The following is a 24159-nucleotide window of genomic DNA, read 5'->3' on the forward strand; positions in this document are numbered from 1 at the left end:
AATTAATTAATGCTATTTTCATGTCATTGTCGTGAGGATTAAATTCAATATGAGTATCAGAAATAATATTAATCAAGCTGAAATACTTTATCAAAGTGGCGATTACCAAAAATCTTACGATATTTGTCAAAAAATTTTAGACAAAAAGCCAAACTTATTTGATGCACTGCAAATTCAAGGGCTTAATTGCCAAGCAAGAGGTGATCTCAAAGGTGCCTTAGTCTTATTTGACAAGGCAATCTCAGTTAAACCTCAGCATGCGTCAACCCATAATAATATGGGAAATATTTACTTAGCTCTTAATGATTTTGTTCGAGCGAGTAGGTGCTATTCTAAAGCACTAGCAATAGATGCTCTCATGGCAGAGGCACTTAATAACTTGGCCACATGCCAAGTAAAGTTAAGCGATATTGAAAGTGCGGAAGTTAATTATAAGAAAGCAATTTTACTTGATGCAACTAAAGCAGAGTACCAGTTAAATTTTGGCGTACTGCTTACTGATAAAGGTGAGTTTAATAGTGCTATTGAATACTTAATGAGAGCACTTGAACTTGACCAGTCAAAGACTTCAGTGTACTGGCATGTATTTAAAATTCAGATGTATTTGCATCGCTATCAAGATGCAATTGATATCGCAACCACAGGTGTATTGAGCCAATCATTGTCTGAAATGGAACTATGTGAATTGCTTATTGGTCGGGCAATGGTGTTATGGCTTTTTTATTGCTTTGAGGAAGCAGAACAAGCAATTGCTTTAAGTGAAAATATTTATCAATTTGAAGATGTTTCTGCCAATATGGCGAATATGGCGATATTCCATAGATATATAAAGAAGCTACTTTCGCTTCGAAAAGGCAACCAACAACTTTATTTACCGAAAAATGAAGACGCTGTTAAAGAAATGTATTTCGTTTCTGAAAGCCATGGTTTTGCACCCAATGGCACTATCGTAAATTACAATGATGAAGAATATCAAATTCGATCGCTATTTGTTCTAGGTGCAAAAATATTTCATTTGATTGCTGAACAGGACAATAAATATCAGGTCAGTTTAGCTACTCTATTAGAAGGGTTGTCACCAGGTAGTAAGGTTGTGATTGCATTTGGTGAAATTGACTGTCGAAATAATGAAGGCGTCTTTGCTTATTGCCAAAAGTCAGGTGCTAACTTTCAAAATGTTATCGATAAAATGCTAAACTCCTATATTAAAACTTTAAGCTCAATAGCTGAGGCGTATCAGTTAGAAATTATTTTATATGGCGTTCCTGCACCACATCCATATCATATAAATAACTTAGCGGCGGCAGAGCAAAGTCAATTTAAACAGGTTATTTCATATTTTAATGAGAAACTCGTTAATGAATGTAAAAAATATAATATTAATGTTCTCGATGTGTACAGCCTGACTAGTGACAATGGTCAAAGTAATCTTAAATACCATATTGATGGTATACATTTGTCACCACAAACTATCCCTGAACTCTTTGATAGATTATAAATTTCTGAAGTTTTAATACAGACCGAAAAGGTTAGATAAAGAGAGTAGCAACGCTACTCTTTTTCGTTTTAAACTCAACGAAAATAAAATTTTTATAAAATCTTTAAAAAAAGATTAAAGTTATTTTTTGTGCTGCCGTTATCAATTGTAGAACGGGAGCTTAAAGTTTAAAAAAAAGCACCTGATGAACTAACTAACTAACGTATTACATATTGTAATCAGGAGTTTTAATATGGCTATCTCAGTAAACACTAACGTTGCGTCATTGAATGCTCAACGTAACTTAACTAAATCAGGTGAAGGGTTACAAACGGCAATGCAACGTTTGTCATCAGGTATGCGCATTAACAGCGCAAAAGATGATGCAGCCGGACTTCAAATCTCAAACCGTCTAACATCGCAAGTAAATGGTTTAGGTGTAGCTCAACGTAATGCAAACGATGGTATCTCAATGGCACAAACAGCTGAGGGTGCTATGCAAGAATCAACCAGCATTTTACAACGTATGCGTGACTTAGCGTTACAATCAGCTAACGGTTCAAACTCAGCTTCAGACCGAGAAGCACTTCAAAAAGAAGTTTCAGCGTTACAAACAGAATTGACTCGAATTGCTGAAACAACATCATTTGGTGATACGCAACTATTAAGCGGTTCATTTGGTACTAAGACTTTCCAAGTTGGTGCAAACGCTAATGAAACAATCTCACTAGGTTTAAGCAGTATCAAAGCATCTGATATTGGTACTAATAAAATGGACTTAGCTTCTGCAACGGCAGCAGGTTTAGGTCAAGTGGCTGGCGCAACGGCTACAGCAGATTCTACTGCTGGTAACAATGTTGCTGCTTCTAGCTACGATATTATTGGTAAAAGTGGTACGACAGTGAATGTTGCGACAACTGCTGATGAATCTGCCGCTTCAATTGCTGATAAGTTTAACGCAGTTTCAGGCTCAACAGGTGTTTCTGCCGATGCGAGAACACAAGTTGAGTTAAGTAACTTAACTGCTACTGCCAATGTTACGTTTTCATTAAATGGTTCAGTTATTTCTGCAACGGCTGATTTAACAGAAATTGCTAATAAAATTAATGAAAAGTCAGGTCAAACTGGAGTTGCTGCAAGTATTAGTGATGCAGGTAACTTATTATTAACTGATGAAACTGGCGCTGATATTAAAATTGATAACTTTAAAGAGTCTGGTGCATCAGGTACTATCGATGCAAAAGGTGTTGCTTATGACGGAACTGTTTCAACAGTATCTAACACCTTGGGTGCAGCAACAGGTACAGATTCAACAGTTGTTGGCGGTACTATTCGTTTAAATTCTACAGAAAGTTATGCCGTAACGGGTAATGACGCTTCACTTGCTGCGACTACCGCTGGCACAGTTTCTACGCTTGATGCTGTAGGTACGGTTGATTTAAGCACGCAAGATGGTGCACAAAATGCCTTGGCAGTAATTGACGGCGCACTTTCACAAATTGACTCGCAACGAGCAAGTTTAGGTGCGGTTCAAAACCGTTTTAGCCATACAATTAGTAACTTAGCAAATATTCAAGAAAATGTGTCTGCATCACGTAGCCGTATTCAAGATACCGATTTTGCAGTTGAAACAGCTAACATGACTAAAAACCAAATCTTGCAACAAGCAGGTACGTCAATCTTGGCACAATCTAACCAATTACCACAAGCAGCATTAAGCTTAATCGGTTAGGCCTCGAAATGATGCTAGCATAGCAATTGATGCTAGCTGAAATGACTAAGGAAGGAGGCGATAGGCTCCTTCCTTTTTGTGTTTTAAGACGTTGTGAAAGATACTTAGGTTTTTAAGGCCGTATATATCTTTAATCAATGTATTATAAGGGAGTCTATAATGAGTGTAGTTAATACAGTAAATGCGCCTGCCAATGTGAGTAATCAGTCGGCTTCTGAGCAGATTCATGAGCAAAAAATAGCAACAACTCAAAAAGACGCTGGCATTGAAAGTTCTGAAAAATTACCGGTTAATGAGCAGCTAAAGCGAATAGAAGAGTCAAATAAAAGTCGAAATGGTGAGCAGGAGCAAAGTGCTACAATAACACCTAAGCAATTAGAGAAAGTGGCTCAACAATTGCAAGACTTTATTGGTGAAATGAATCGCAGTTTGGAATTTTCGGTTGATACAGATTCAGGCCGTGATGTTATAAAAGTATTAGATAAAAGTACGGGAGAATTGGTAAAACAATATCCGTCAGAAGAAGTACTAAGCTTAATTTCAAAGTTATCTGATGCAACAGGTAACTTAATTGATACTAAAATTTAGTAACCTACTTTTTAGTCATGAAGTTTAATTTAAGCTATAAATTTAAGTAATGGTGAGATTATGGTTGATATAGCGTTTCCAGGTATAGGGTCAGGGGTTCAGGTAGCAGATATTGTTGATGCTATTGTTGGAGCTGAGCGCGCGCCATTTGAACAGAGCTTAAATAGACGACAAGCCGCAATTACTACCGATATCTCTGCGGTAGGGGCGTTGAAAGGCGCGATGCAGAGTGTTGTCGATTCGTTAAATAGCTTGTCTTCAGTAGATAATTACCAAAAGCGAACTATCAGTGGTAGTGATGACTTTGTCAGCCTTAGTAGTACTAAATCAGCAGAGGTTGGTAGTTATTCTGTTAAAGTTGATCAGCTCGCTAGCGCACATAAGCTTGTTTCGAACGGTATTGCTGAAACTGAAGCTGTCGGCGAAGGCACGTTAACTTTATCATCAGGCACTGACAGTTTTGATATCACTGTGTCTAGTACTGCAACGATCAGTGATATTCGTGATTCAATCAATGAAAGTATTGATAATGACTCCATTACGGCGACAATTATTACCGATGATAATGGGCAGCATTTAGTCTTAACAAGTAAAGAAACAGGTGTTGCTAATGCTATTAAGGTCACGGTTGCGGATGTTTCTGATGGTAATAACACTGATAACTTAGGTTTATCGCGTTTAGCTTATGATGCCGATGCACTTTCACCGACCTTTGCGACGAATCTTGCTGAAACTAGTGAAGCAAAAGATGCACAAATTACTATCGATGGCTCGTTAGTGGTAACGAATAGTACCAATGAGTTTGTTAATGCGATTGATGGGGTAACAATTACCGCAAGTAAAATGCACGGGGTTAGCGACAGTATAAGTACCGTGAGTTTGGCTGAAGATAATAAAAACATCCAAACAGGTCTTGAGCTATTTATTAAAAGCTATAATGAATTCGTTGACCTTAGCAAACAGCTAGGGCAAGCTGGAAGTGAAGGTGCTGGCCCTCTTTCTGGAGATTCATTACTAAGAAGTGTTACGAACAAACTTCGCCAAGAGCTTGATGGGGCATTCAGTAGTGTTGGTGAAGAAACACTGACTTTAAATCAGCTAGGCGTACATACTGATCGTTATGGTAAATTAAGTTTAGATACAGAAGAACTAGATGCGCAAATCCAAAAAGGTGCTGATGGAATTCAAAACTTTTTTATTGGCTCTGATGAAAAACCAGGCTTTGCAACCTCATTTAAAACACTAACCGAATTTTATACTGAATCTGATGGTATTATCCAAGGACGAATTGACAGTAAAAATAAGCAATTAGGCAAAATTGACGATGAGCGAGAAGCATTTTCACGCAGAATTACTGCGCTTGAAGCGCGTTTGACAGCTCAGTATAATGCCATGGACTTATTAGTTAATGGCTTAAACAATACCAGTACCTATTTACAGCAACAATTGGATAATATGCCTGGTGTAGTTAAAAAGTCGAGCTAAATTAGTGTAAAAAGAAAAATTCATTAATGCCGTAAAAAGCCGCTTTAACAATAATAGTTAGCGGCTTTTTTAGTAACTCAATAATGGGGGTTACGGTTGCTTATCCAAGCAGCTGAAGTATTAATTGGGACTGCCTTGTGCTTTGCGACATCATAGCAGTAATTGCTTGCTGTTGAATTTGATTCTTGGTGAGGTTGGCTGTTTCTACAGCAAAGTCAGTATCTTGTATTCTTGAACGGCTAGCACTTAAGTTTTCATGAATATTACTTAAGTTTGCCATAGTATGCTCAACTCTATTCATAAATGCGCCTAAATCAGCTCGTTGGTTATTAATATAGCGCAATGCATCGTCAATAGCGTTGATACCACCTTGCGGATTATCTTCAAGATTAAAGTCATCTATTCCCAGTACTTTTGTTGAAAAACCTCCCAATGACATATTGATTGTTTCGTTAGCATTGGCACCCACTTGAAACGTCGTATTTTGGCTACCAGAACCACTAATTTCTACTTTATAATCTTCTAACCTTACTTCATTTAATCCCGCTGCAGCGTAATTTGTCGCTGGATCAAAATCGTTTGCACTATCATCATCACCGGACACAAATGTTGTTGCAAAGTTTGCTGTTGTTTTGCCACTGACACTTCCAATAATTGTTTCAGCTCTTGCTAACCCACCGCTTGCATCTTCGCCACCAAAAGCGCCATTATCAATATTATCTAAATTGATTTCATTAGTAATAAAATCTTCAAAAACAGTTCCAGCCATTAATTGTGTTTGAAAGGCTGCAGCGTTAGCAAAGTTACCATTAGATGCAGCGCTTATTGCTGCATCAAAACTTGAACCGCCAGCTAAAGAAGACATTAGCGTTTTTATACCACCACTACCAACCTGACTCTCTAAATAACGCATGGCGATGTAACCGCCTGAATAAACACTAGCAACTTCTGCTGCAGTACCTGTTGGTGCGCTATTATTTGTAAATATCGCATTAAGGCCTGTTTTTATTGCATTTACACCCAAATTTGCGATATCTGCGGCGACTCTATCGTCAGCCCCCCTAATTGCTTCAGCACTACCTTCTGCAAACCACGTTGGGTTAGCACTTAAATTCATATTGTTGGCCATAACAGCGTGAGTCATTTCATGGAGTATGGTACTTTTCAATTGTGTGATTTTATCACCGCTGTTTGTTGAAAAGTCACCTAAATCAATATTCATAACTAGGTTGTTATTGCCCACGGGACCAGCGAAGGCCACTGATGCTAACGTTCCACCAGCTCCATCTATATTCTCTAAGTTAATTTTGAAGGTTGCCCCATTACCAATGAGTCCTAATTGATCTTGAATAATACTTTCTGATTCAGCGAGTAAACCGCCCTGTAGCGTAGTAATAATGTCGCGTTCTACTTTGTCAAAAGCTGCTGTGTTTGCACTTGTGTCGAATACTTTATTTTTACCAAAAGCTGTATAGTCGTTAATTCTATTTAGCTCAGCTTTGAGTTCAGTTGCTTCTTTATTAAGTGCCTCTCTATCGCTAGCAGAGTTTGAGCCATTACTAGCTTGAATTGCAAGATCTCGCATTCGAAATAAAATATTGGTACTTTCCGTTAACGCGCCTTCCGCTGTTTGCGCAAGTGATATTCCGTCATTGGCATTTCGTTGTGCTACAACTAGGCCGTTAATTTGCGAGGTAAGTCTATTAGATATTTGCAAACCGGCGGCATCATCTTTGGCTGAATTAATACGCATGCCAGAAGACAAACGACTAAAGGTTGTAGCAAGTTCAGAACTTACCTTCCCTAGTTGTCGTTGCATAAAAAGCTGACTGACATTGGTATTAATTGTAAACATACTAAGAGTTTATATCCGCTATATTGAATCTTAAAACTACTCTTTGAAAGTTAAGCTAAAGTAAACAAAACTTACATCTCTATGTGATGTTATCGGCGAGTTTGAAAAAAACTTAACGCAATTGAGCAAAATTTAACTTTTTTATGTTAAGTCAAAAATTCAATAAGTATTGATAGCAAAATATGACAGGACAAGCGCTTAAATATTAGGTGCTTAAGCATTATTGTTTTTAAAGAAGGTGATTTCAGGCTTTTACGTAAAGTATGCTCAAGTAGTGGTAAGTTTAAAGATAAAATGGCAATTTGCTGCTTGAAGGCAGGTTAATATTGTTGATAGATGTTAATCGCTTTTTTGTTTTTTTTTAGTTGTAATATTTTTGATTTTGCTCCTGAGTGTTTACTATCGACTTTATTTCGCAATTGTTCATCCAAGGCCATCATTGTCGTAATGTGATCAGCGTACTGCGCTAGCTCTGAGCGGCTGTGCGAAGTAAATAGCAGACGAATACTTTCGTCTCTGGTCGTCATCAAGCTTATAAGTTTTTGGCTGTTGTTTTCTTGAATTTGCTGAGGTGCATTTGCAGATGTGCTTGTTAATTCATCATTTGAAGTATCTAGCAAACTGAGAAGCTGCTTAGATACTTCATTAATGTTGAGCAGTAATGTTAATGCATTTTCTGCCACTAGAAACTTACCTGTTCTTGATTCTCTAGAGGTATTGAATCCCAGCCTGATTTTATTGGAATGAGGATTTGTGCCACCTCATTAAGTTTTTCAATATCATTATTGGTACTTGCTTCAAGTAATTGTTCTGAGCAATACAGGTAAATCGATGCTAAGTTATTTGAAATGTCACCACCTTGCTCAAAGTCTAGTGAGCCTTCAAGTACGCCAATAATAGCTATGGCATTTGACAATTCCGAGCCTTTCTTTGCGTAGTTTTTTTGCGCTATTGCGCCTTTCGCTGTTGCTATGTTGTCGAGTAATTTTTGAAACAGCATGGCTACAAGTTGATAAGGTGATGCTTCTTGAGCTGTACTTTTATTCACCTGCTGATATTTTTTTAATGACGCGTGAGTCATAGATATCTCCAATTTCAGACAATAATCTAATTATACTTAATTTTAAAAAATTGAGCGTAATAAATTACACTAATGGTTGATTATTAATAGTGACGGCAAAACCTTCGCTTTTTGCTTTTTCATATGCTGCTGCCAATACTGCATGTTGAATGTCGCTTGGGTCTTCAACTATGCCATTATTATTTACTTCTATATTATCCCAACCTCTAGTTACTAAATATTCTTCAATTTGAGTAAGTTGGTCTTCCAACGGCATATTAAGTGAAAACATATTAAATTCATGCCGATCGCCTTTGTTAAAGCTATCATTTTCTGTCATTAGCTCAGCAGTACCATTAATAATTAACATCGAATAGTCCTATTAAATTTCATTTCGATTAGATATTGCTAACAAGCTTATTTCATGCCAACTATTTAAAGGTGAATAAGGTGTTAATATAAAGCCAATCAAAACAAAATCTTACCTGTTGTTTGAAGGTGCTGTTTTATATGCTTGGTGGCTCATATTGCTCCGCTATTTTTTTGACATCGCTATTATTCTTAAATATTTATAAATGTTTCGTGATGTTCAAAATATCGATTATTTTAGTCATTATTTTACCGACAAAAAAATGACTAAGGTGTCAATTTTTTGTTGATTATTCACTAGAGCAAGTTAATATGACAACAATTACAAAAATTAGCGATTTATTAGGAAATTATGCAAGGGCAAAAACATATTCTTGTTGTTGACAATGATGCCAATAGGCGTCATCAAATTGAAACCGTTTTAGCGTTTGTTGGCGAACACTTTTTTGTTTTCTCAGAAGATGAAATCGATAAACATTTGTCGGAAGTTCCTAATATTTTGACGATTATTATTAGTGGAAATATTTCTACTAAGTTGCATGAAATTATTCGCTCTCGGCCTGCTTGCCCATTTATTTATCATGATATTGCAGATAAACAATCCATTAAGGGCCTTGCTAATGTTATTGGTGAACTTACCTTACCACTGAATTACGCTCAGTTGACTGAGCTTATTCACCATAGCCACCAATACCATAACAAACTACCGTCTAAAAATAAGTCAAGTGGCCCTAATCCATTATTTCGCTCCTTAGTGGGTACCAGTGAACCCATGCAGCAGGTGCGCTTTTTAATCGAACAAGTGGCGAGCACCGCAGCAAACGTTTTAATTTTAGGCGAATCAGGTACAGGTAAAGAAGTTGTAGCGCGAAATATTCATAATTTATCTGATCGCCATAAAGCGCCGTTCGTACCCGTAAATTGTGGCGCGATTCCTCCTGACTTATTAGAGAGTGAATTGTTTGGCCATGAAAAAGGTGCATTCACAGGGGCTATTTCCACACGCAAAGGTCGCTTTGAAATGGCGGAGGGGGGCACTTTGTTTCTTGATGAAATTGGAGATATGCCTCAGCCGATGCAGGTAAAACTATTGCGGGTGTTGCAAGAGCGTACATTTGAACGTGTTGGTGGTGCGAAAAGCATTAAAGCTAATGTTCGGGTTGTTGCAGCAACACACCAGCATTTAGAAGAGATGATCAAAACGAATCAATTTAGAGAAGATCTCTATTATCGTTTGAATGTATTCCCAATTGAAACACCATCATTAAGAGAGCGTAAAGAAGACATTCCGTTATTATTGCAAGAGCTTATATCTCGGTTTTCAGCCGAGCAAGGTCAGTCTGTGCGTTTTACTGACAAAGCTATTGAGTCACTGCAGGAGCATCTATGGCCAGGGAATGTTCGTGAATTATCGAACTTAATTGAACGTATGATCATCATGTATGGCGAGCAGGTGGTTAATGTGGGGCAGTTACCGCTTAAATATCGACATCTAGAGGTTGAAGAATTTCAACCTGAATACCCAGAAGAACTGCAAGAACGTGAGGCAATAAACGAGTTATTTGCAGGTTTTGATTATGAAGATGATGATAACTCAGAGCAAGTTGATGATGCAGAGTCTTTTACTGGCAATACAGTAGATGTTTTACCGGCAGACGGTTTGAATTTGAAAGAATACTTAGCAGAACTTGAAGTGTCATTGATTAACCAAGCATTAGATAAAAATGATTGGGTTGTTGCGCGTTCTGCTGAATTACTTGGCATGCGACGTACAACCTTAGTGGAGAAAATGCGCAAGTATAGCTTGCAAAAAGACAATTAAGCTTTATTACCTGTTCTTATTATTTGTTAGTTAGTTCTAGCCAAAATAACGTACTTTTAGTGAGTTATTCTAATTGAATTATTGAAGCTTTTTCTGCCTATTAGCCATTTTATTGACAACGGTTATTTACACAAATATCTTTTTATATTGATGATTTTAAAGGGGTTATCTGCTTGGCATAATTAATGCTTTATTTGAGTGTTACTTTTTTACTCAGGTGAAACATTATGGCGCTAGCCTTTTCGACATCAAGCAATTCATCTACTGCTCACTCTTTGTTGAGCAGAGCCTTTACATCTTTAAGTGATGCTAATGCACGTACGCAAGATGTGCAAAATCTCGAAAGTGAAAGTTTCCCAGGAGAGTTGGCACTTCTTCGCCAGCAAAATCAGCAAACCCAGCAAGTTATAGATGTTATGCCTACAGGTATGATAATACTCGATGGTAATGGCATAGTGGTTAAGTTAAATCAGATGGCGCAGCAATTACTTGATGAACCCATTTTGGGGCAAGCTTGGTTTGATGTGATTAAGCGTTCCTTTAAGCCCAGAGCAGACGATTGGCATGAAGTCTCGTTAAAGGATGGTCGCCGCGTTAAATTAGAAATAACGGCTTTGGGAAATCAACCAGGCCAGTTAATTATGATCACAGATTTAACAGAAACACGCTTATTACAAGATAAATTGGGACAATTACAGCGCTTGTCTTCTTTGGGGCGTATGGTTTCTAAGCTTGCCCATCAAATTCGAACGCCCCTTTCTGCTGCCATCTTGTATGGGGCAAATTTAAGTAATAAAAAACTAACGGAAAGCGCTCGTGATAATTTTCAAAGTAAACTGGTGTCGCGACTACAAGACTTAGAGCAGCAGGTAAATGATATGCTGCTGTTTGCCAAAAGTGGTAAGCAAGCCGTGGTGGAGCCAATAAGCATTAATCAACTTATTGAGCAAGCAAAACAGTCCATTGAGCCGCAAATAACTGAAGCCGACGCAAAAGTGAATCTGCATTTTTGTCAACAAGGTTGTGAAATTCTCGGTAATGTCACGGCATTATCTGGCGCTATTCAAAACTTAATTCATAACAGTATTGCGGTTATTAAATCGAATGCTGTAATTGATATCAGTGCGTACTGCAAAGACGAATATGCATATATTAGCGTTCGAGATAATGGTCAAGGGATCAGTGCAGAGCTTGCTGACAAAATTTTTGAGCCTTTTTATACCTCAAGAAGCCAAGGTACTGGTTTAGGCTTAGCAGTTGTTAAGTCTGTCGCTAATGCGCATCAAGGAGAAGTTCGCTTACTTAGCCAACCCGGTGAAGGAGCACATTTTTGTTTAAAAATCCCAAAGTTAATGAATAGTCAATATGATGCAGAGCAAGCAGTGCCTGAACATCATAATGTTTGTCTAGAAGGAGTACAATAATGAGTTCAAGTAAAATCATGGTCGTTGAAGATGATACTGGCTTGCGCGAAGCACTTGTTGATACTTTATTATTAGCTGGCTATCAATGTGTACCTGTAGAGTCGGGTGAAGATGCACTTGTTGCCCTTAAAACTCACACAGTAGACCTTGTTGTTAGTGATGTACAGATGGGCGGTATGTCGGGCTTGTCATTATTGAAAAGTATTCGTCATAGCTATCCCAAGCTACCAGTTTTAATTATGACAGCATACGGCACTATTGATGATGCCGTTCAAGCGATGAAAGATGGTGCCTGTAATTATATGGCAAAACCATTTGCTCCCGAAGTATTGTTGAATATGGTTAATCAGTATGTGCCGCTACAAATTCAAGATGAATGCGAGCCTGTCGCGGCTGACAAAACTAGTGTTGAATTATTAACCTTAGCTAAAAAAGTTGCTAGCACTGAAGCTTCTGTTATGGTTTTAGGCCCAAGTGGTTCAGGTAAGGAAGTACTTGCTCAGTATATTCATAAATTTTCGCCGCGAAGCCAAGCCCCGTTTGTGGCAATCAACTGCGCCGCAATCCCAGAAAACATGTTAGAAGCAACCTTGTTTGGTTATGAAAAAGGTGCTTTTACAGGTGCAATTCAAGCCTGCCCTGGGAAATTTGAACAAGCACAAGGCGGTACCATTTTACTTGATGAAATAACTGAGATGGACCTTGGCCTGCAAGCGAAAATTTTACGAGTTTTGCAGGAAAGAGAAGTTGAACGCCTCGGTGGTCGTAAAACCATTAGTTTGGATGTTCGTGTGATCGCAACCAGCAACCGAGACTTAAAAGAGGCGGTTAGTGAGGGGGTATTCCGTGAGGATTTATACTATCGCCTGAATGTGTTTCCATTAACTTGGCTGCCGTTAAACCAACGCCGAGATGATATTATACCGTTGGCACAACATTTGATTGCGCGAATATGCCAAAAAGACGGCAATGTTATCCCTGAATTAACAACAGCAGCGCGCAGTAAACTTTTCGCATACGATTGGCCTGGCAATGTGCGAGAACTAGACAATGTTGTGCAACGAGCGCTTATTTTACAAAGTGATCGTTGTATTGATGCTGGCGACTTGCTTATTGATAATTTTGAACCACCAAAAGCACAAGACACTGCCATAGCAGCTGCAAAAGACGACAAGCTCGGTAGTGAATTAAAACTGCAAGAGCATCAAATCATTCTTGATACTCTGCACGCTTGCCAAGGTAGTCGTAAAGATGTAGCTGAGCGCTTAGGTATTAGTCCGCGTACACTACGTTATAAAATTGCTCGAATGCGTGATAGTGGTATTCAAATACCAGCTTAAGCATTTGCTAAAAAAATTCCACAGTAAAAGCTTTAATGCTGTTACTTGAGAATACCCGCGAAGTCATAAAAACAACCTTAATTAGGTTGTTTTTTCTTTTCCGTAAATAAAAAACATACCTTGGCTAACATTCTAGTTCAATTTTAATTCTAAGCTTAAGATATTGAAAATATTTATTTTATTTTGCTATGCTTCTTGGTTTTTAGAATGTTGACAGTGAATTACATTTACTCAAATCAATGTTGTTCCGTCCTTGGCATCAAGCTTGCTTTATTCACTATAAATATTGAGTAACAAGAAATTGACGCAAGCGAGTTAATCATGGATATCAAAAGCAATTCTTTATATGCACAAATGCAAAGTATGTCGATGGAAGCTATGGGTAATCGCTTACCTATCGGTGAAAATAGCATAGGTACCCCAGCTGTTAGTAAAGCGGGAAGTGATTTTGGCAGTTTGTTAAAAGATGCCGTTAATACCGTTAATGATTTGCAAAAAGACACTGGTGCTAAGCGCACGGCCTTTGAAATGGGCGATCGCAGTGTTACACTTGCCGATACTATGATAGCAGCGTCAAAGTCAGGTATTGCCTTTGATGCGACCGTTCAAGTTCGTAATAAGTTTGTTGAAGCTTATAAAGAAATTATGAGTATGCCGGTATAGATGCTCAGTTGTTAATTGAAAAATAAAGCAAACATTTTGCGGAGAAAATAAGTGGCAGATTCAGCAAATAACACCGGATTAGCACTAGCAGATAATAGCAGCGATATAGTTGCCAACGATAATGATGACAATATTGTTGGTGAGCAAAAATCGGGTTTAGCTGGCGTTATGGGGAATGTTGATTTTTTACGTCAAATCACCATTGTTATGGCACTGGCAATTTGTTTGGCTATTGCTATTTTTGTCATCATGTGGGCGAATCAGCCTGAATATCGTATCCTGGCTAAACTTCCAACCGAGCAGCTTATTAAAACCATGGATACTCTAGATGCCAATGGTTATAAAGATGCCTACCGTCAAGAAAATAATACAATTTCGGTACAAAGTGAAGACTACCAAGATATAAAGTTAATGTTAGCGCGTGAAGGTTTGGGTGATAGCCCTGCCGAAGGCTCTGAAATTATCATGCAAGACATGGGCTTTGGTGTAAGTCAGCGCTTAGAAACGGAAAGATTAAAACATTCTCGTGAACAACAGCTAGCACGTACAATTGAAGAGTTGCAGTCTATCTCTCGTGCTCGTGTTTTATTGGCTATTCCGCGTGAAAATGTTTTTGCCAAACGTGCCAAAAATCCTTCTGCTACAGCAGTATTAACTATGCGCCGAGGGCGAATTCTTTCCGAAGAAGAGGTTGATTCGGTTGTTGATATTATCGCGTCAGCTGTGCAAGGCTTAGATCCTAACCGTGTGACTGTGACCGATCAAAATGGTCGTTTGCTTAACTCTGGTTCGCAGGACTCTGTTTCTTCTCGTTCACGCAAAGAATTTGAAATCGAACAAAAACGCGAAAAAGAATACATGGATAAAATCGATTCGATTTTAATCCCAGTTGTTGGTTTAGGTAACTATACGGCACAAGTAGATGTTGCTATGGACTTTACCAATACCGAAGAAACTCAACGGCGTTACAACCCAGACTTGCCAGCGCTTCGCAGCGAGATGAAAGTTGAAGATAATACTATTGGTGGCTTACTTGGAGGGATCCCAGGCGCACTAACTAACCAACCCCCTCTTGATAGTAATATTCCTGAAAATGCAACTGGTGGTGCTCAACAACAAACTATGCCGGGGCGCAAGCATACTGAATCTACCCGTAATTATGAACTAGACGAAGCGATTAGTTATACCAAGCAACAAACGGGTGTTATTCATAGAATTAGCGTGTCAGTAGCGCTAGACTATTTGCCAGTTGCTGGTGGAGAAGGAGAGCCTACGTCTACACCACGTACAGTACAGGAAATGGCTAATATTCGCCGTTTATTACAAGGTAGTATTGGTTTTGATTTACAACGAGGTGACACGCTTGAAGTAGTCACATTACCGTTTTCTCGCGCAGAAGTTGAAGATGTTGCCGAAGTGCCATTGTGGCGAGATCCTGTTATTTTTAAATATGCGAAATTGTTAGGTGCGTTAATTTTAATCGCAATATTATTGTTTGCCGTTGTTCGCCCAATGCTGAAACGCTTAATCTATCCTGACCAAACTCCGAATGATTATGGTGAGAAATCATTAGATAGTCATATTGATTTAGGCGATGAAACTATGGATATGCTAACGTCTGAATTTGATGCCGGAGCAGTTGGTTTTGCGCCAGATGGTAGCTTACAATTACCTGACTTACATCGTGATGAAGACATTTTAAAAGCAGTTCGAGCACTAGTAGCGAATGAGCCAGAATTATCCTCGCAGGCAGTTAAAAGTTGGTTAAACGAAGATGAGTGATGAAACACAAGAAATCGCAGAAATTCCATCTGCGGGTGCATTTGACGTCAGTAAACTTGATGGTGGCGAAAAGGCTGCAATTTTATTATTGAGTCTTTCTGAAGAAGATGCAGCACAAATTTTAAAACACTTAGAGCCAAAGCAAGTGCAGAAAGTGGGTACGATTATGGCGGGTATGGAAGACTTTACCCAACAGAAAATTACCGCAGTGCACAAGTTGTTTATTGAAGAAATACAGAACTTCTCAACCATAGGTTTCCAAAGTGAGGAGTTTGTTAGAAAAGCATTAACAGCTGCATTAGGTGAAGACAAAGCCGGTAATTTGATTGACCAAATTGTAATGGGTGGTGGCGCTAAAGGTTTAGATTCATTGAAATGGATGGACTCTAAGCAAGTGGCCAACATTATTCGTAATGAGCATCCACAAATTCAAACTATTGTTTTATCTTACTTAGAGCCAGAGCAATCTGCGGAAATTATGACGCAATTTGCTGATAAAATTCGTCTTGATTTAATGATGCGTATTGCTAACTTAGAAGAAGTGCAACCGGCAGCATTGCAAGAATTGAATGAAATTATGGAAAAACAATTTGCAGGTCAAGCAGGTGCGCAAGCTGCGAAAATGGGCGGCTTAAAAGCTGCTGCTGACATCATGAACTATTTAGATACCAATGTAGAAGGTATGTTAATGGACTCAATTCGTGAACACGATGAAGAAATGAGTCAGCAAATTCAAGACTTGATGTTTGTCTTTGAAAACCTTGCCGATGTTGATGATCGAGGTATTCAAGCTATTTTACGTGAAGTTCAACAAGATGCATTAATGAAAGCTATTAAAGGTGCTGATGAAGCGTTGAAAGAAAAAATCCTGGCTAATATGTCTAAACGTGCAGCGGAAATGCTGGCGGATGATCTTGAAGCCATGGGACCAGTACGTATTAGTGAAGTTGAAGCGGCACAGAAAGAAATCCTATCGGTTGCTCGCCGATTGTCTGATTCTGGTGAGATCATGCTAGGTGGCGCTGGAGGCGGCGATGAATTCTTATAATCTACAATTAAATTTGATGTTTTTCTAATGAAAGAGCCTACTCAGCCTCAAGACTCATCAATCATATCTGATGATATTGATACTTGGTCATTGCCTGATGTTAAGCCTATGGCTGATGATGATGGCAAAACAAATGCCTTAGGTAAGTCACGTCAATGGCGTTATGAGCCGCCAGAAGAAACTGAAGTTGCAGAGCCAATACCATTAACGGCTGAAGAAATAGAAGAAATTCGTCAAGCGGCTTATGATGAAGGGTTCAGCCAAGGTAAAGAAGATGGCTTTGCTGCGGGGTTTGAAGAAGGTAAAGCGGCCGGGCATCAAGAAGGGTTAACAACAGGCCATGAAGAAGGCGTAAACGCGGGGCTAGCGGAAGGTAAAGAAGTTAGCGATCAACAAATAGCGGCAATGCAATCATTAATGGAGCAGTTACATCAACCTCTAGCTAATGTTGAAAAAAATGTTGAAGCACAATTACTACAACTTGTTGTGCAGCTAACCCACGCGGTTACTGGGCATGAAGCGAAAACTAATCCTGATATTTTATTGTCTGCCATATCAGAAGGCATTAAGGCCTTGCCTGGACAAGATGCCCAAACGCAAATTCTGCTTAACCCACAAGATATAAAGTTGGTAGAGCAAAAGTTTGGTATGGGCCATATCGAACAACAAGGTTGGCGGTTATTGGCAGCCCCACAACTGCCGGTTGGTAGTTGTCAAATTGAAAATAGCACCTCTAATATAGATCTCAATATAAAATCTCGTTTGAGTGAGGTTTTGGAATCGTTTTTGCAAGAAGCTTTGCATCAGTAAAATTCTACTAAAAGTGTCAAAAACTTTTTATGGTTGATATAACCCGAGTAACTCAACGCCTTAAAAACTGTGAAAAACTAGTGCATCCGCATCGAATTTCTGTTGCGGGGCGTTTAGTGCGTGTTGTTGGTTTGACGCTAGAAGCTGTTGGCGTGAAAGCACATGTCGGCAGTCAATGTTTAGTTGAAACTGCACATGGTGATCTTATTGCTGAAGTTGTAGGTTTCTCAAAAGACATTACTTTCCTAATGCCTGAACAAAGTTTGCAAGGCGTATCACCTGGTGCACGTGTTGTACCGCTTTCTACCAAAGCGCGACTACCTTTATCAATGGACTTACTCGGCCGGGTTGTTGATGGTGTAGGTAAACCCCTTGATGGTAAAGGGCCTATTAAAGCATCGGAAAGTTACCAGCGGGACAGTAAACCGATTAACCCACTTTCGCGCCGTGCTATAACCGAGCCACTTGATGTTGGTGTTCGATCAATTAATAGTTTTTTAACTGTTGGAACCGGACAACGTATGGGCTTATTTGCTGGCTCAGGTGTGGGCAAAAGTGTGTTATTGGGCATGATGACCCGTGGCACCTCTGCTGATGTTATTGTGGTTGGTTTAATTGGTGAACGTGGTCGAGAAGTTAAAGAATTTATTGAAGAAATATTAGGTGAAGAAGGCAGAAAACGCTCTGTAGTGGTGGCTGCACCGGCAGATAATTCGCCATTAATGCGCTTAAAAGGCTGTGAAACTGCAGTTCAAATAAGTGAATATTTTCGCGACCAAGGGTTAAATGTATTATTGCTAATCGACTCCATTACTCGTTACGCCCAAGCTCAGCGGGAAATAGCGTTAGCCGTTGGTGAGCCACCGGCAACAAAAGGTTATCCACCTTCGGTATTTTCTAAATTACCGCAACTGGTAGAGCGTGCCGGAAATGGTGGGGATGGCCAAGGTTCAATTACCGCATTTTTCACGGTTTTAACCGAAGGTGATGATTTACAAGACCCTATTGCTGATGCCGCGCGGGCAATATTGGATGGTCATATTGTTTTATCTCGAAGCTTGGCAGATGCAGGTCACTATCCTGCGGTTGATATTGAAGGTTCAATTAGCCGAGTAATGCCTATGGTTACCAGTGAAGAACACCAGCAATTGTCTCGACAACTTCGCCAAATGTATGCCTTGTACCAAGAAAATAAAGATTTGATCTCTATTGGCGCATACAGCCGAGGGACAGATCCTAGAATAGATCAAGCAATAGATCTGCAGCCCGTTATTCAGTTTTTCTTACAGCAGAAAACATTAGAAGTGATCCCATATGATCAAAGCTTAACTCAGTTGCAAGAAGTACTGGCCGCAGCGCAAGCTCATGCCCAAAATAATCCACAAGCTAGGTAGCTAATAGATGATTAAGCAAATGAAGCAGCTAAATACCTTATACAAGTTTGAATTGGATAAAGAACAAAAAGCTGCGCAAGCACTGCAAAGTGCAGAATTGGATTATCAACAAAACCAAGAACGTTTAAAAAGTGTTAGTGATTATCGCCTTGAATATATGCGTCGCCTTAATCAGCGCTCACTAGAGGGGATTGATAGTGCGACTTATAGCCATTTTCATGCCTTTATTGCCAAACTCGATAATGCAGCACAGCAAGTCAAAATTGCAGCACATCAAGCAAAAGCCTTAGTTGAAACACGAAAAAAACAGTGGTTAGAGCAAAGACAAAAAATACAGGCGGTTGAATTATTGCGAGACAAAAAACTTGCTGTCTTGAAAGTCAGCGCAGATAAACAAGAGCAAAAAATGTTTGATGAAATTGCCACTCAGCAATTTATTCGACGCACACGTTAACTAATAAATTTACCGTAAAATTTGTTTTAGGTTTTGGAACAGTAATTGCTTGCAGTAGATGCGTATTAATAAATAAATTTGCTTAAAAGATAATAAGTATTGATAAAGGTTGGTTATGTCTCAATTAAATTTGCTCTCAGTTGATGTTGCTAAAGTCTCAAGTAATCAAGGAGATGTGGTTAGCAAACAGGGAAATAAACCACCGTCAGAAAATGAGTTTTCCGACGTTATTGAACAGTTTAATCAAGCAGGAAAAAGCGGATCTACTGACAAGCAAGCGCAACTTAACGGCAAGCATGAACCTCAAGCGGCAAAAAACAAAGTGCAGCAGCATATTGCTGACGAAAAAACAAAAAATGTGCCAAAGCTAGGTTTTGAAAAGCCAAAAGACGAATATGCTTTGCCAGTTCCGATAGAGACGGGGGTTGAAGCAAAAATTAATCCAATAAAAAAAGGTACTGATGCACATATACTCCCTGTGATGGAGTCGCCGCTTGCCGGCGAAATTAGTTCAAATGCCGACAAAGTGAATGCTGAGTCAAGTTTATCCGCTGATATTAAAAACCGCACAGAGCCAACGCAAGTTAGTAAAACAGAGCCGAAAACAGATAGTGATGAAGCTCTTGAGTTACTCAACATGCTGCAGGGAGCACAAAAGCTAATTGCTAAAACCTCGCCAAATAATGATATTGAAAAAACAGTCAGCGCTGAGAGCAGCGTTAATACTAAGCTCAAACAAGATGCTAGTAACGAAAGTACATCTAGTACTGACAAGCTAGTTGCTCGTGTTAAGCCAGAGCAAGCTGTTACTGACATTAGCGCTAAAGCTGAGGTCAAATTGAATTTAGAGAGTTCTAAAAATAATACACTTGATAATGAAGCTACCAAGGCTGTTGAAAAACTTAACTCTTTGCAAACGAAAAACAAAGCACAACATGGTGCCGTTACTGTCGACAACTCGGCAAGCAATAAAACCGAGCCTGCTACGACACCAACCGATAAAGTGATTTCTGCACTTACTGACGATAGTGTACTGAAAGATAAAATATCAGCGAAATCAAACAGCGAAAATGTGCAACACACTGAGGAAAAAATAAAGCAATCAGCAAAGTTACAAGTTAACGAACTACAAGTAACAAATCAAAATAAAGAGTATGTACAAGAGGCAGATGATTATTCGGTAGAGCATAAAAGCGATAACTTGCTTTCTGCTGAAAAAGCAGCGGTGAATAATAACCGAGCAAATACCAAACAAGCACAAGTAAATAACTTTGAAAATAAAGGAAATGCAGTTGATACAGTGGCAAATAATGCTAATCAATCGACTCTTGTATCTGCTTCAACAAACAATACTGTCTTACATGATGAAGTTTCAAAAGATGTGTCACAGCCCCGGAGTATAAATCAAGCTACTGCTAACGTTGTAGGGACTATGATAAAAGAACAAAACTCTTCAACTAGTGCTAATGCTCGCAATTTTGATACGGCCGACAGCAGCTTAGCTAAAAGTGCTGATAACACGGCGGAGGAATTTAATTTAGCAAAAACAGCTAGTGAGAAAAGTACTGTTGTTGCAGAAAGAACAGCATCTATGATGAACCAAACTTTAGACGCAAATGCGAGTCGTTCGACATTAACGGCTGCTGAGTTATCAATGCAACAAGAGCAAAGTTTTGAAAATAGCATCAGTAAATTAAGCAGTAATGCAGTGCAAACACAAAAATCGATTACCGCACTTAATACTGAAACGATTGCCATTTACCGTAAAGATTTTGCCAATGCGGTGAAAGACAAAGTGATGGTGATGATCAACCAGAAAATTCAACAGGTTGAAATACAGCTTGACCCACCAGAAATGGGGAATGTTCATGTACGAGTAAACCTTCAAAATGAACAAGCAGCTGTACAGTTTATAGTTCAAAACCAACAAGCCAAAGATGCTTTAGAACAAAATATGACTAAACTGCGCGATATGTTGGCAGAAAATGGCGTTGATGTTGGCGATGCTAATATTGAGCAACGTCAGCCTGGCGAGCAGTCTGAAACGGCTTTTGCCGATGGTCATAGAGATGAACAAGATGGCAAAAACCTCGAGCAAACTTCGGATGAAGGTCATGTTCAAGCACATAATGTGGTTAAAGCTTCATCAACTGGTGTTGATTACTATGCCTAAATTGCAAAACTCGTTGGATTCATTGCTATTCAAGGATATAGTTTAACTATTAATATTAAAATTTTTCAGGGTAGATACCATGGCAGATGAAAATGAGCTTGAATTAGATAATTCAGGCAAGAAGAAAAAGCTAATTATAATCATTGCAATTGTTGCCGTTATAGCAATTGGCGGTGGTGCTGCCGCATTCTTTATGATGGGTGGAGAAGAGGAAGTTACACAAGCCGAATTAGATGCAGCCCTTGATTCTGGTGATGGTGAAAGTACTGAAATTGAAACAGACGGTAATGCTGAGGTTGGCTCTGCACTTTATGTGCCTATGCCAAGGCCGTTTCGCTTTAATGTGCCAGGTGCTGCCCGTGACCGCTTTGTTGAAATTCGAGTTCAACTACTTGTTCGTGGGGCAGATAACGAAGAAGCTGCGAAAAAGCACGTACCGTTAATTGAAAGTACGTTACTGGCCGTGTTCTCGCAGTCAAATGCTGATGACCTAGCAACCAGTGCCGGCAAAACTTCGTTAAAGCAAAAGTCTTTATCAGAAGTGCATAAGATAATGAAAGAAGTTGAAGGTAATAAAATCGTTGAAAAAGTACTATTTACTGGCTTTGTAATGCAATAACTAGCAACTGGCTTCCTAGATTAACTAAGATAAAGAGACTATCGAGTGAGTGACTTATTATCTCAAGACGAAATTGACGCGCTACTGCATGGTGTTGATGATGTTGAAGAAGAAGAAATTGTAGAGGACGTATCCCATGCTGAGGGTACGTCTGATTATGATTTCTCTTCACAAGATCGCATTGTTCGTGGTCGTATGCCAACGCTGGAAATGGTGAATGAGCGTTTTGCTCGCCATATGCGTATTAGCCTTTTCAATATGATGCGACGTACCGCCGAAGTATCTATCAACGGTATTCAAATGATTAAGTTTGGTGAGTACGTACATACTTTGTTTGTACCAACCAGCTTGAATATGGTGCGCTTTCGCCCACTAAAAGGTACGGCGTTAATCACCATGGAAGCTCGATTGGTTTTCATTCTAGTGGATAATTTTTTCGGTGGTGATGGTCGTTATCATGCGAAAATTGAAGGTCGTGAATTTACGCCTACCGAACGCAGAATTGTGCAAATGCTCTTAAAAATAATCTTCGAAGATTATAAAGAAGCATGGTCTCCGGTGATGGATGTTTCGTTTGAATACCTAGACTCAGAAGTTAACCCATCAATGGCAAACATTGTAAGCCCTACTGAAGTGGTTGTTATTAGTTCGTTCCATATTGAGCTTGATGGTGGTGGCGGTGATTTTCACGTAGCCTTACCCTATTCAATGTTAGAGCCGATTCGGGAGTTGCTAGATGCAGGTGTGCAAAGTGATAAAGAAGACACCGATATGCGTTGGTCGAAAGCTTTACGCGATGAAATAATGGATGTGCCTGTAGAATTATCAACTAAGTTTCTGGAAGTTGAATTGTCTTTACAAGAAATTATGGACTTTAAAGCAGGTGATATTATCCCAATCGAAATGCCTGATCACATCACAGTGTTAATAGAAAACTTGCCGTCATTTAGAGCAAAACTTGGCCGAAGCCGTGATAACTTAGCATTGAAAATTGAGTCGAAAATTAAACGTCCAGAGTCAGTTAAGTCAGAATTAACCATATTAACTAAAGGTGGCAAGCGTTTAGATAGCGATGCGGAATTACACCTTTTAGAAGACGATTTATAAAACAAATTTACAACGTACGTTCAATGTGGTGCAAAAATCGCATAGTTGAATGTTGCGCAGAATAACGCCCTGTAGTGTGATTAATTTGACACTATTGGATTGAAAATTGAGGCAGGAAAGATGAGTACAGATAACGAAGATGATTTAGGCATGTGGGATGAGGCTATGGATGAGCAAGCTGCTGCCGAAGCCGAGGCCGCCGAAACCGTTGAGTTGGAAGATTTACAAGAAGATAGTGAATCTATTACCGGTGAAGAAAAACGCAAATTAGATGCGATTTTAGACATTCCTGTGACTATTTCGATGGAAGTTGGCCGTAGTCATATCAGTATTCGTAATTTATTACAGCTTAACCAAGGCTCAGTTGTTGAACTAGACCGTGTTGCCGGTGAAGCGCTAGACGTATTAGTTAATGGTACGTTGATTGCTCACGGGGAAGTGGTTGTGGTTAATGATAAGTTTGGTATCAGACTGACAGATGTTATTAGTCAGGTTGAACGTATTAAAAAGTTAAAATAGTTTTCATGAAAAAATCGCTATTAATCTTTGCTTCATTATGGCTATGTACATTTAATGTTGTGGCCGCTGAGACAGAACAAAAGGTTGAAGTTGGTAAGCATGTTGCAGCCAATATGGATGCGATGAGTATGATATTGTCGCTGTTAATGGTATTGGCAGTTGTTGTTGTTAGTGCGATTATTCTTAAACGTTTTCAAGGTGTACAGCAAAGCTTTAATGGTTTAAAAATAGTGACCAGTTTGCACCTTGGTTCGAAAGAAAAGTTAGTGGTTGTACAAAGTGGCGATAAACAACTATTGCTTGGGGTTACCGCACAGCAAATTACATTGTTAGAAACGCTGGAAAAACCTTTGGTTACCGGACAAGAAAAGTCGTTTGACTTTAGTCATTCCTTGGCAAAGTTTCTCAAACAAAAAGCCGTAAAAAACGATGAGTAAC

22 protein-coding genes are annotated in these 24159 nt (G+C 39.1%); 18 read left to right on the plus strand and 4 right to left on the minus strand.

Annotation, left to right across the window (positions count from 1 at the left end; genetic code table 11):
* The first annotated feature begins 49 nt into the window (after positions 1-49).
* The 4 genes from AC27HL_RS03685 (at position 50) to fliD (ending at position 5282) form a co-directional block, all read left to right on the plus strand.
* Positions 50-1498 carry a tetratricopeptide repeat protein gene (locus AC27HL_RS03685; protein WP_487079014.1) on the plus strand — a complete coding sequence of 483 codons (1449 nt, stop codon included), beginning with the start codon at positions 50-52 and terminating at the stop codon, positions 1496-1498.
* Positions 1499-1730: 232 nt separating this feature from the next.
* Complete coding sequence (locus AC27HL_RS03690; protein ID WP_487079015.1) at positions 1731-3209, plus strand: flagellin; 1479 nt, start codon at positions 1731-1733, stop codon at positions 3207-3209.
* 159 nt (positions 3210-3368) lie between these two features.
* Complete coding sequence (locus AC27HL_RS03695; RefSeq protein ID WP_487079016.1) at positions 3369-3797, plus strand: flagellar protein FlaG; 429 nt, start codon at positions 3369-3371, stop codon at positions 3795-3797.
* A gap of 60 nt (positions 3798-3857) precedes the next feature.
* Positions 3858-5282, plus strand: coding sequence for a flagellar filament capping protein FliD (gene fliD / locus AC27HL_RS03700; protein WP_487079017.1), 1425 nt, complete (start codon positions 3858-3860; stop codon positions 5280-5282).
* A gap of 100 nt (positions 5283-5382) precedes the next feature.
* Here fliD and AC27HL_RS03705 read toward each other — a convergent pair whose 3' ends face one another.
* From AC27HL_RS03705 to AC27HL_RS03720, 4 genes are all read right to left on the minus strand, one after another.
* The gene (locus tag AC27HL_RS03705; RefSeq protein ID WP_487079018.1) at positions 5383-7137 is read right to left on the minus strand and encodes a flagellinolysin; all 1755 of its coding nucleotides are present in this window, start codon (positions 7135-7137) and stop codon (positions 5383-5385) included.
* A gap of 320 nt (positions 7138-7457) precedes the next feature.
* On the minus strand, positions 7458-7820 hold the full coding sequence (locus AC27HL_RS03710) for a hypothetical protein (protein WP_487079019.1): 363 nt from the start codon (positions 7818-7820) through the stop codon (positions 7458-7460).
* Positions 7820-8218, minus strand: a complete 399-nt coding sequence (gene fliS / locus AC27HL_RS03715) for a flagellar export chaperone FliS (RefSeq protein ID WP_487079020.1) — start codon at positions 8216-8218, stop codon at positions 7820-7822. Before fliS ends, AC27HL_RS03710 begins: the two co-directional genes overlap by 1 nt.
* A 64-nt stretch (positions 8219-8282) precedes the next feature.
* Positions 8283-8567 (minus strand): hypothetical protein, encoded by a 285-nt coding sequence (locus AC27HL_RS03720; RefSeq protein ID WP_487079021.1) that lies wholly within the window; start codon positions 8565-8567, stop codon positions 8283-8285.
* A gap of 351 nt (positions 8568-8918) precedes the next feature.
* On the opposite strand from AC27HL_RS03720, the gene AC27HL_RS03725 reads away from it, so the two are divergent.
* The 14 genes from AC27HL_RS03725 to fliO all read left to right on the plus strand — a co-directional run bounded on the left by AC27HL_RS03725 (position 8919) and on the right by fliO (position 24158).
* A complete protein-coding gene (locus AC27HL_RS03725; RefSeq protein WP_487079022.1) occupies positions 8919-10388 on the plus strand; it encodes a sigma-54 interaction domain-containing protein in 1470 nt (489 codons plus the stop codon).
* Between the two features lie 227 nt (positions 10389-10615).
* Positions 10616-11812 carry a sensor histidine kinase gene (locus AC27HL_RS03730; RefSeq protein WP_487079023.1) on the plus strand — a complete coding sequence of 399 codons (1197 nt, stop codon included), beginning with the start codon at positions 10616-10618 and terminating at the stop codon, positions 11810-11812.
* The gene (locus tag AC27HL_RS03735; protein WP_487079024.1) at positions 11812-13152 is read left to right on the plus strand and encodes a sigma-54-dependent transcriptional regulator; all 1341 of its coding nucleotides are present in this window, start codon (positions 11812-11814) and stop codon (positions 13150-13152) included. Before AC27HL_RS03730 ends, AC27HL_RS03735 begins: the two co-directional genes overlap by 1 nt.
* Positions 13153-13473: 321 nt before the next feature.
* Positions 13474-13815 carry a flagellar hook-basal body complex protein FliE gene (fliE, locus tag AC27HL_RS03740; protein ID WP_487079025.1) on the plus strand — a complete coding sequence of 114 codons (342 nt, stop codon included), beginning with the start codon at positions 13474-13476 and terminating at the stop codon, positions 13813-13815.
* Positions 13816-13866: 51 nt separating this feature from the next.
* Positions 13867-15597, plus strand: a complete 1731-nt coding sequence (gene fliF, locus AC27HL_RS03745; RefSeq protein ID WP_487079026.1) for a flagellar basal-body MS-ring/collar protein FliF — start codon at positions 13867-13869, stop codon at positions 15595-15597.
* The gene (gene fliG / locus AC27HL_RS03750) at positions 15590-16645 is read left to right on the plus strand and encodes a flagellar motor switch protein FliG (protein WP_487079027.1); all 1056 of its coding nucleotides are present in this window, start codon (positions 15590-15592) and stop codon (positions 16643-16645) included. The genes fliF and fliG overlap by 8 nt, the downstream gene beginning before the upstream one ends.
* A gap of 27 nt (positions 16646-16672) precedes the next feature.
* Positions 16673-17455 carry a flagellar assembly protein FliH gene (gene fliH / locus AC27HL_RS03755; RefSeq protein ID WP_487079028.1) on the plus strand — a complete coding sequence of 261 codons (783 nt, stop codon included), beginning with the start codon at positions 16673-16675 and terminating at the stop codon, positions 17453-17455.
* A gap of 29 nt (positions 17456-17484) precedes the next feature.
* On the plus strand, positions 17485-18849 hold the full coding sequence (gene fliI / locus AC27HL_RS03760; protein ID WP_487079029.1) for a flagellar protein export ATPase FliI: 1365 nt from the start codon (positions 17485-17487) through the stop codon (positions 18847-18849).
* 7 nt (positions 18850-18856) lie between these two features.
* Positions 18857-19303 carry a flagellar export protein FliJ gene (gene fliJ, locus AC27HL_RS03765; RefSeq protein ID WP_487079030.1) on the plus strand — a complete coding sequence of 149 codons (447 nt, stop codon included), beginning with the start codon at positions 18857-18859 and terminating at the stop codon, positions 19301-19303.
* Positions 19304-19418: 115 nt separating this feature from the next.
* A complete protein-coding gene (locus AC27HL_RS03770; RefSeq protein WP_487079031.1) occupies positions 19419-21476 on the plus strand; it encodes a flagellar hook-length control protein FliK in 2058 nt (685 codons plus the stop codon).
* 79 nt (positions 21477-21555) lie between these two features.
* On the plus strand, positions 21556-22095 hold the full coding sequence (fliL, locus tag AC27HL_RS03775) for a flagellar basal body-associated protein FliL (RefSeq protein WP_487079032.1): 540 nt from the start codon (positions 21556-21558) through the stop codon (positions 22093-22095).
* A gap of 45 nt (positions 22096-22140) precedes the next feature.
* Positions 22141-23202 (plus strand): flagellar motor switch protein FliM, encoded by a 1062-nt coding sequence (gene fliM / locus AC27HL_RS03780; protein ID WP_487079033.1) that lies wholly within the window; start codon positions 22141-22143, stop codon positions 23200-23202.
* A gap of 120 nt (positions 23203-23322) precedes the next feature.
* A complete protein-coding gene (gene fliN / locus AC27HL_RS03785) occupies positions 23323-23721 on the plus strand; it encodes a flagellar motor switch protein FliN (RefSeq protein WP_487079034.1) in 399 nt (132 codons plus the stop codon).
* Positions 23722-23726: 5 nt separating this feature from the next.
* Complete coding sequence (gene fliO / locus AC27HL_RS03790) at positions 23727-24158, plus strand: flagellar biosynthetic protein FliO (RefSeq protein ID WP_487079035.1); 432 nt, start codon at positions 23727-23729, stop codon at positions 24156-24158.
* Position 24159: the final 1 nt, after the last annotated feature.

This window comes from Colwellia aquaemaris (genome assembly GCF_057548755.1).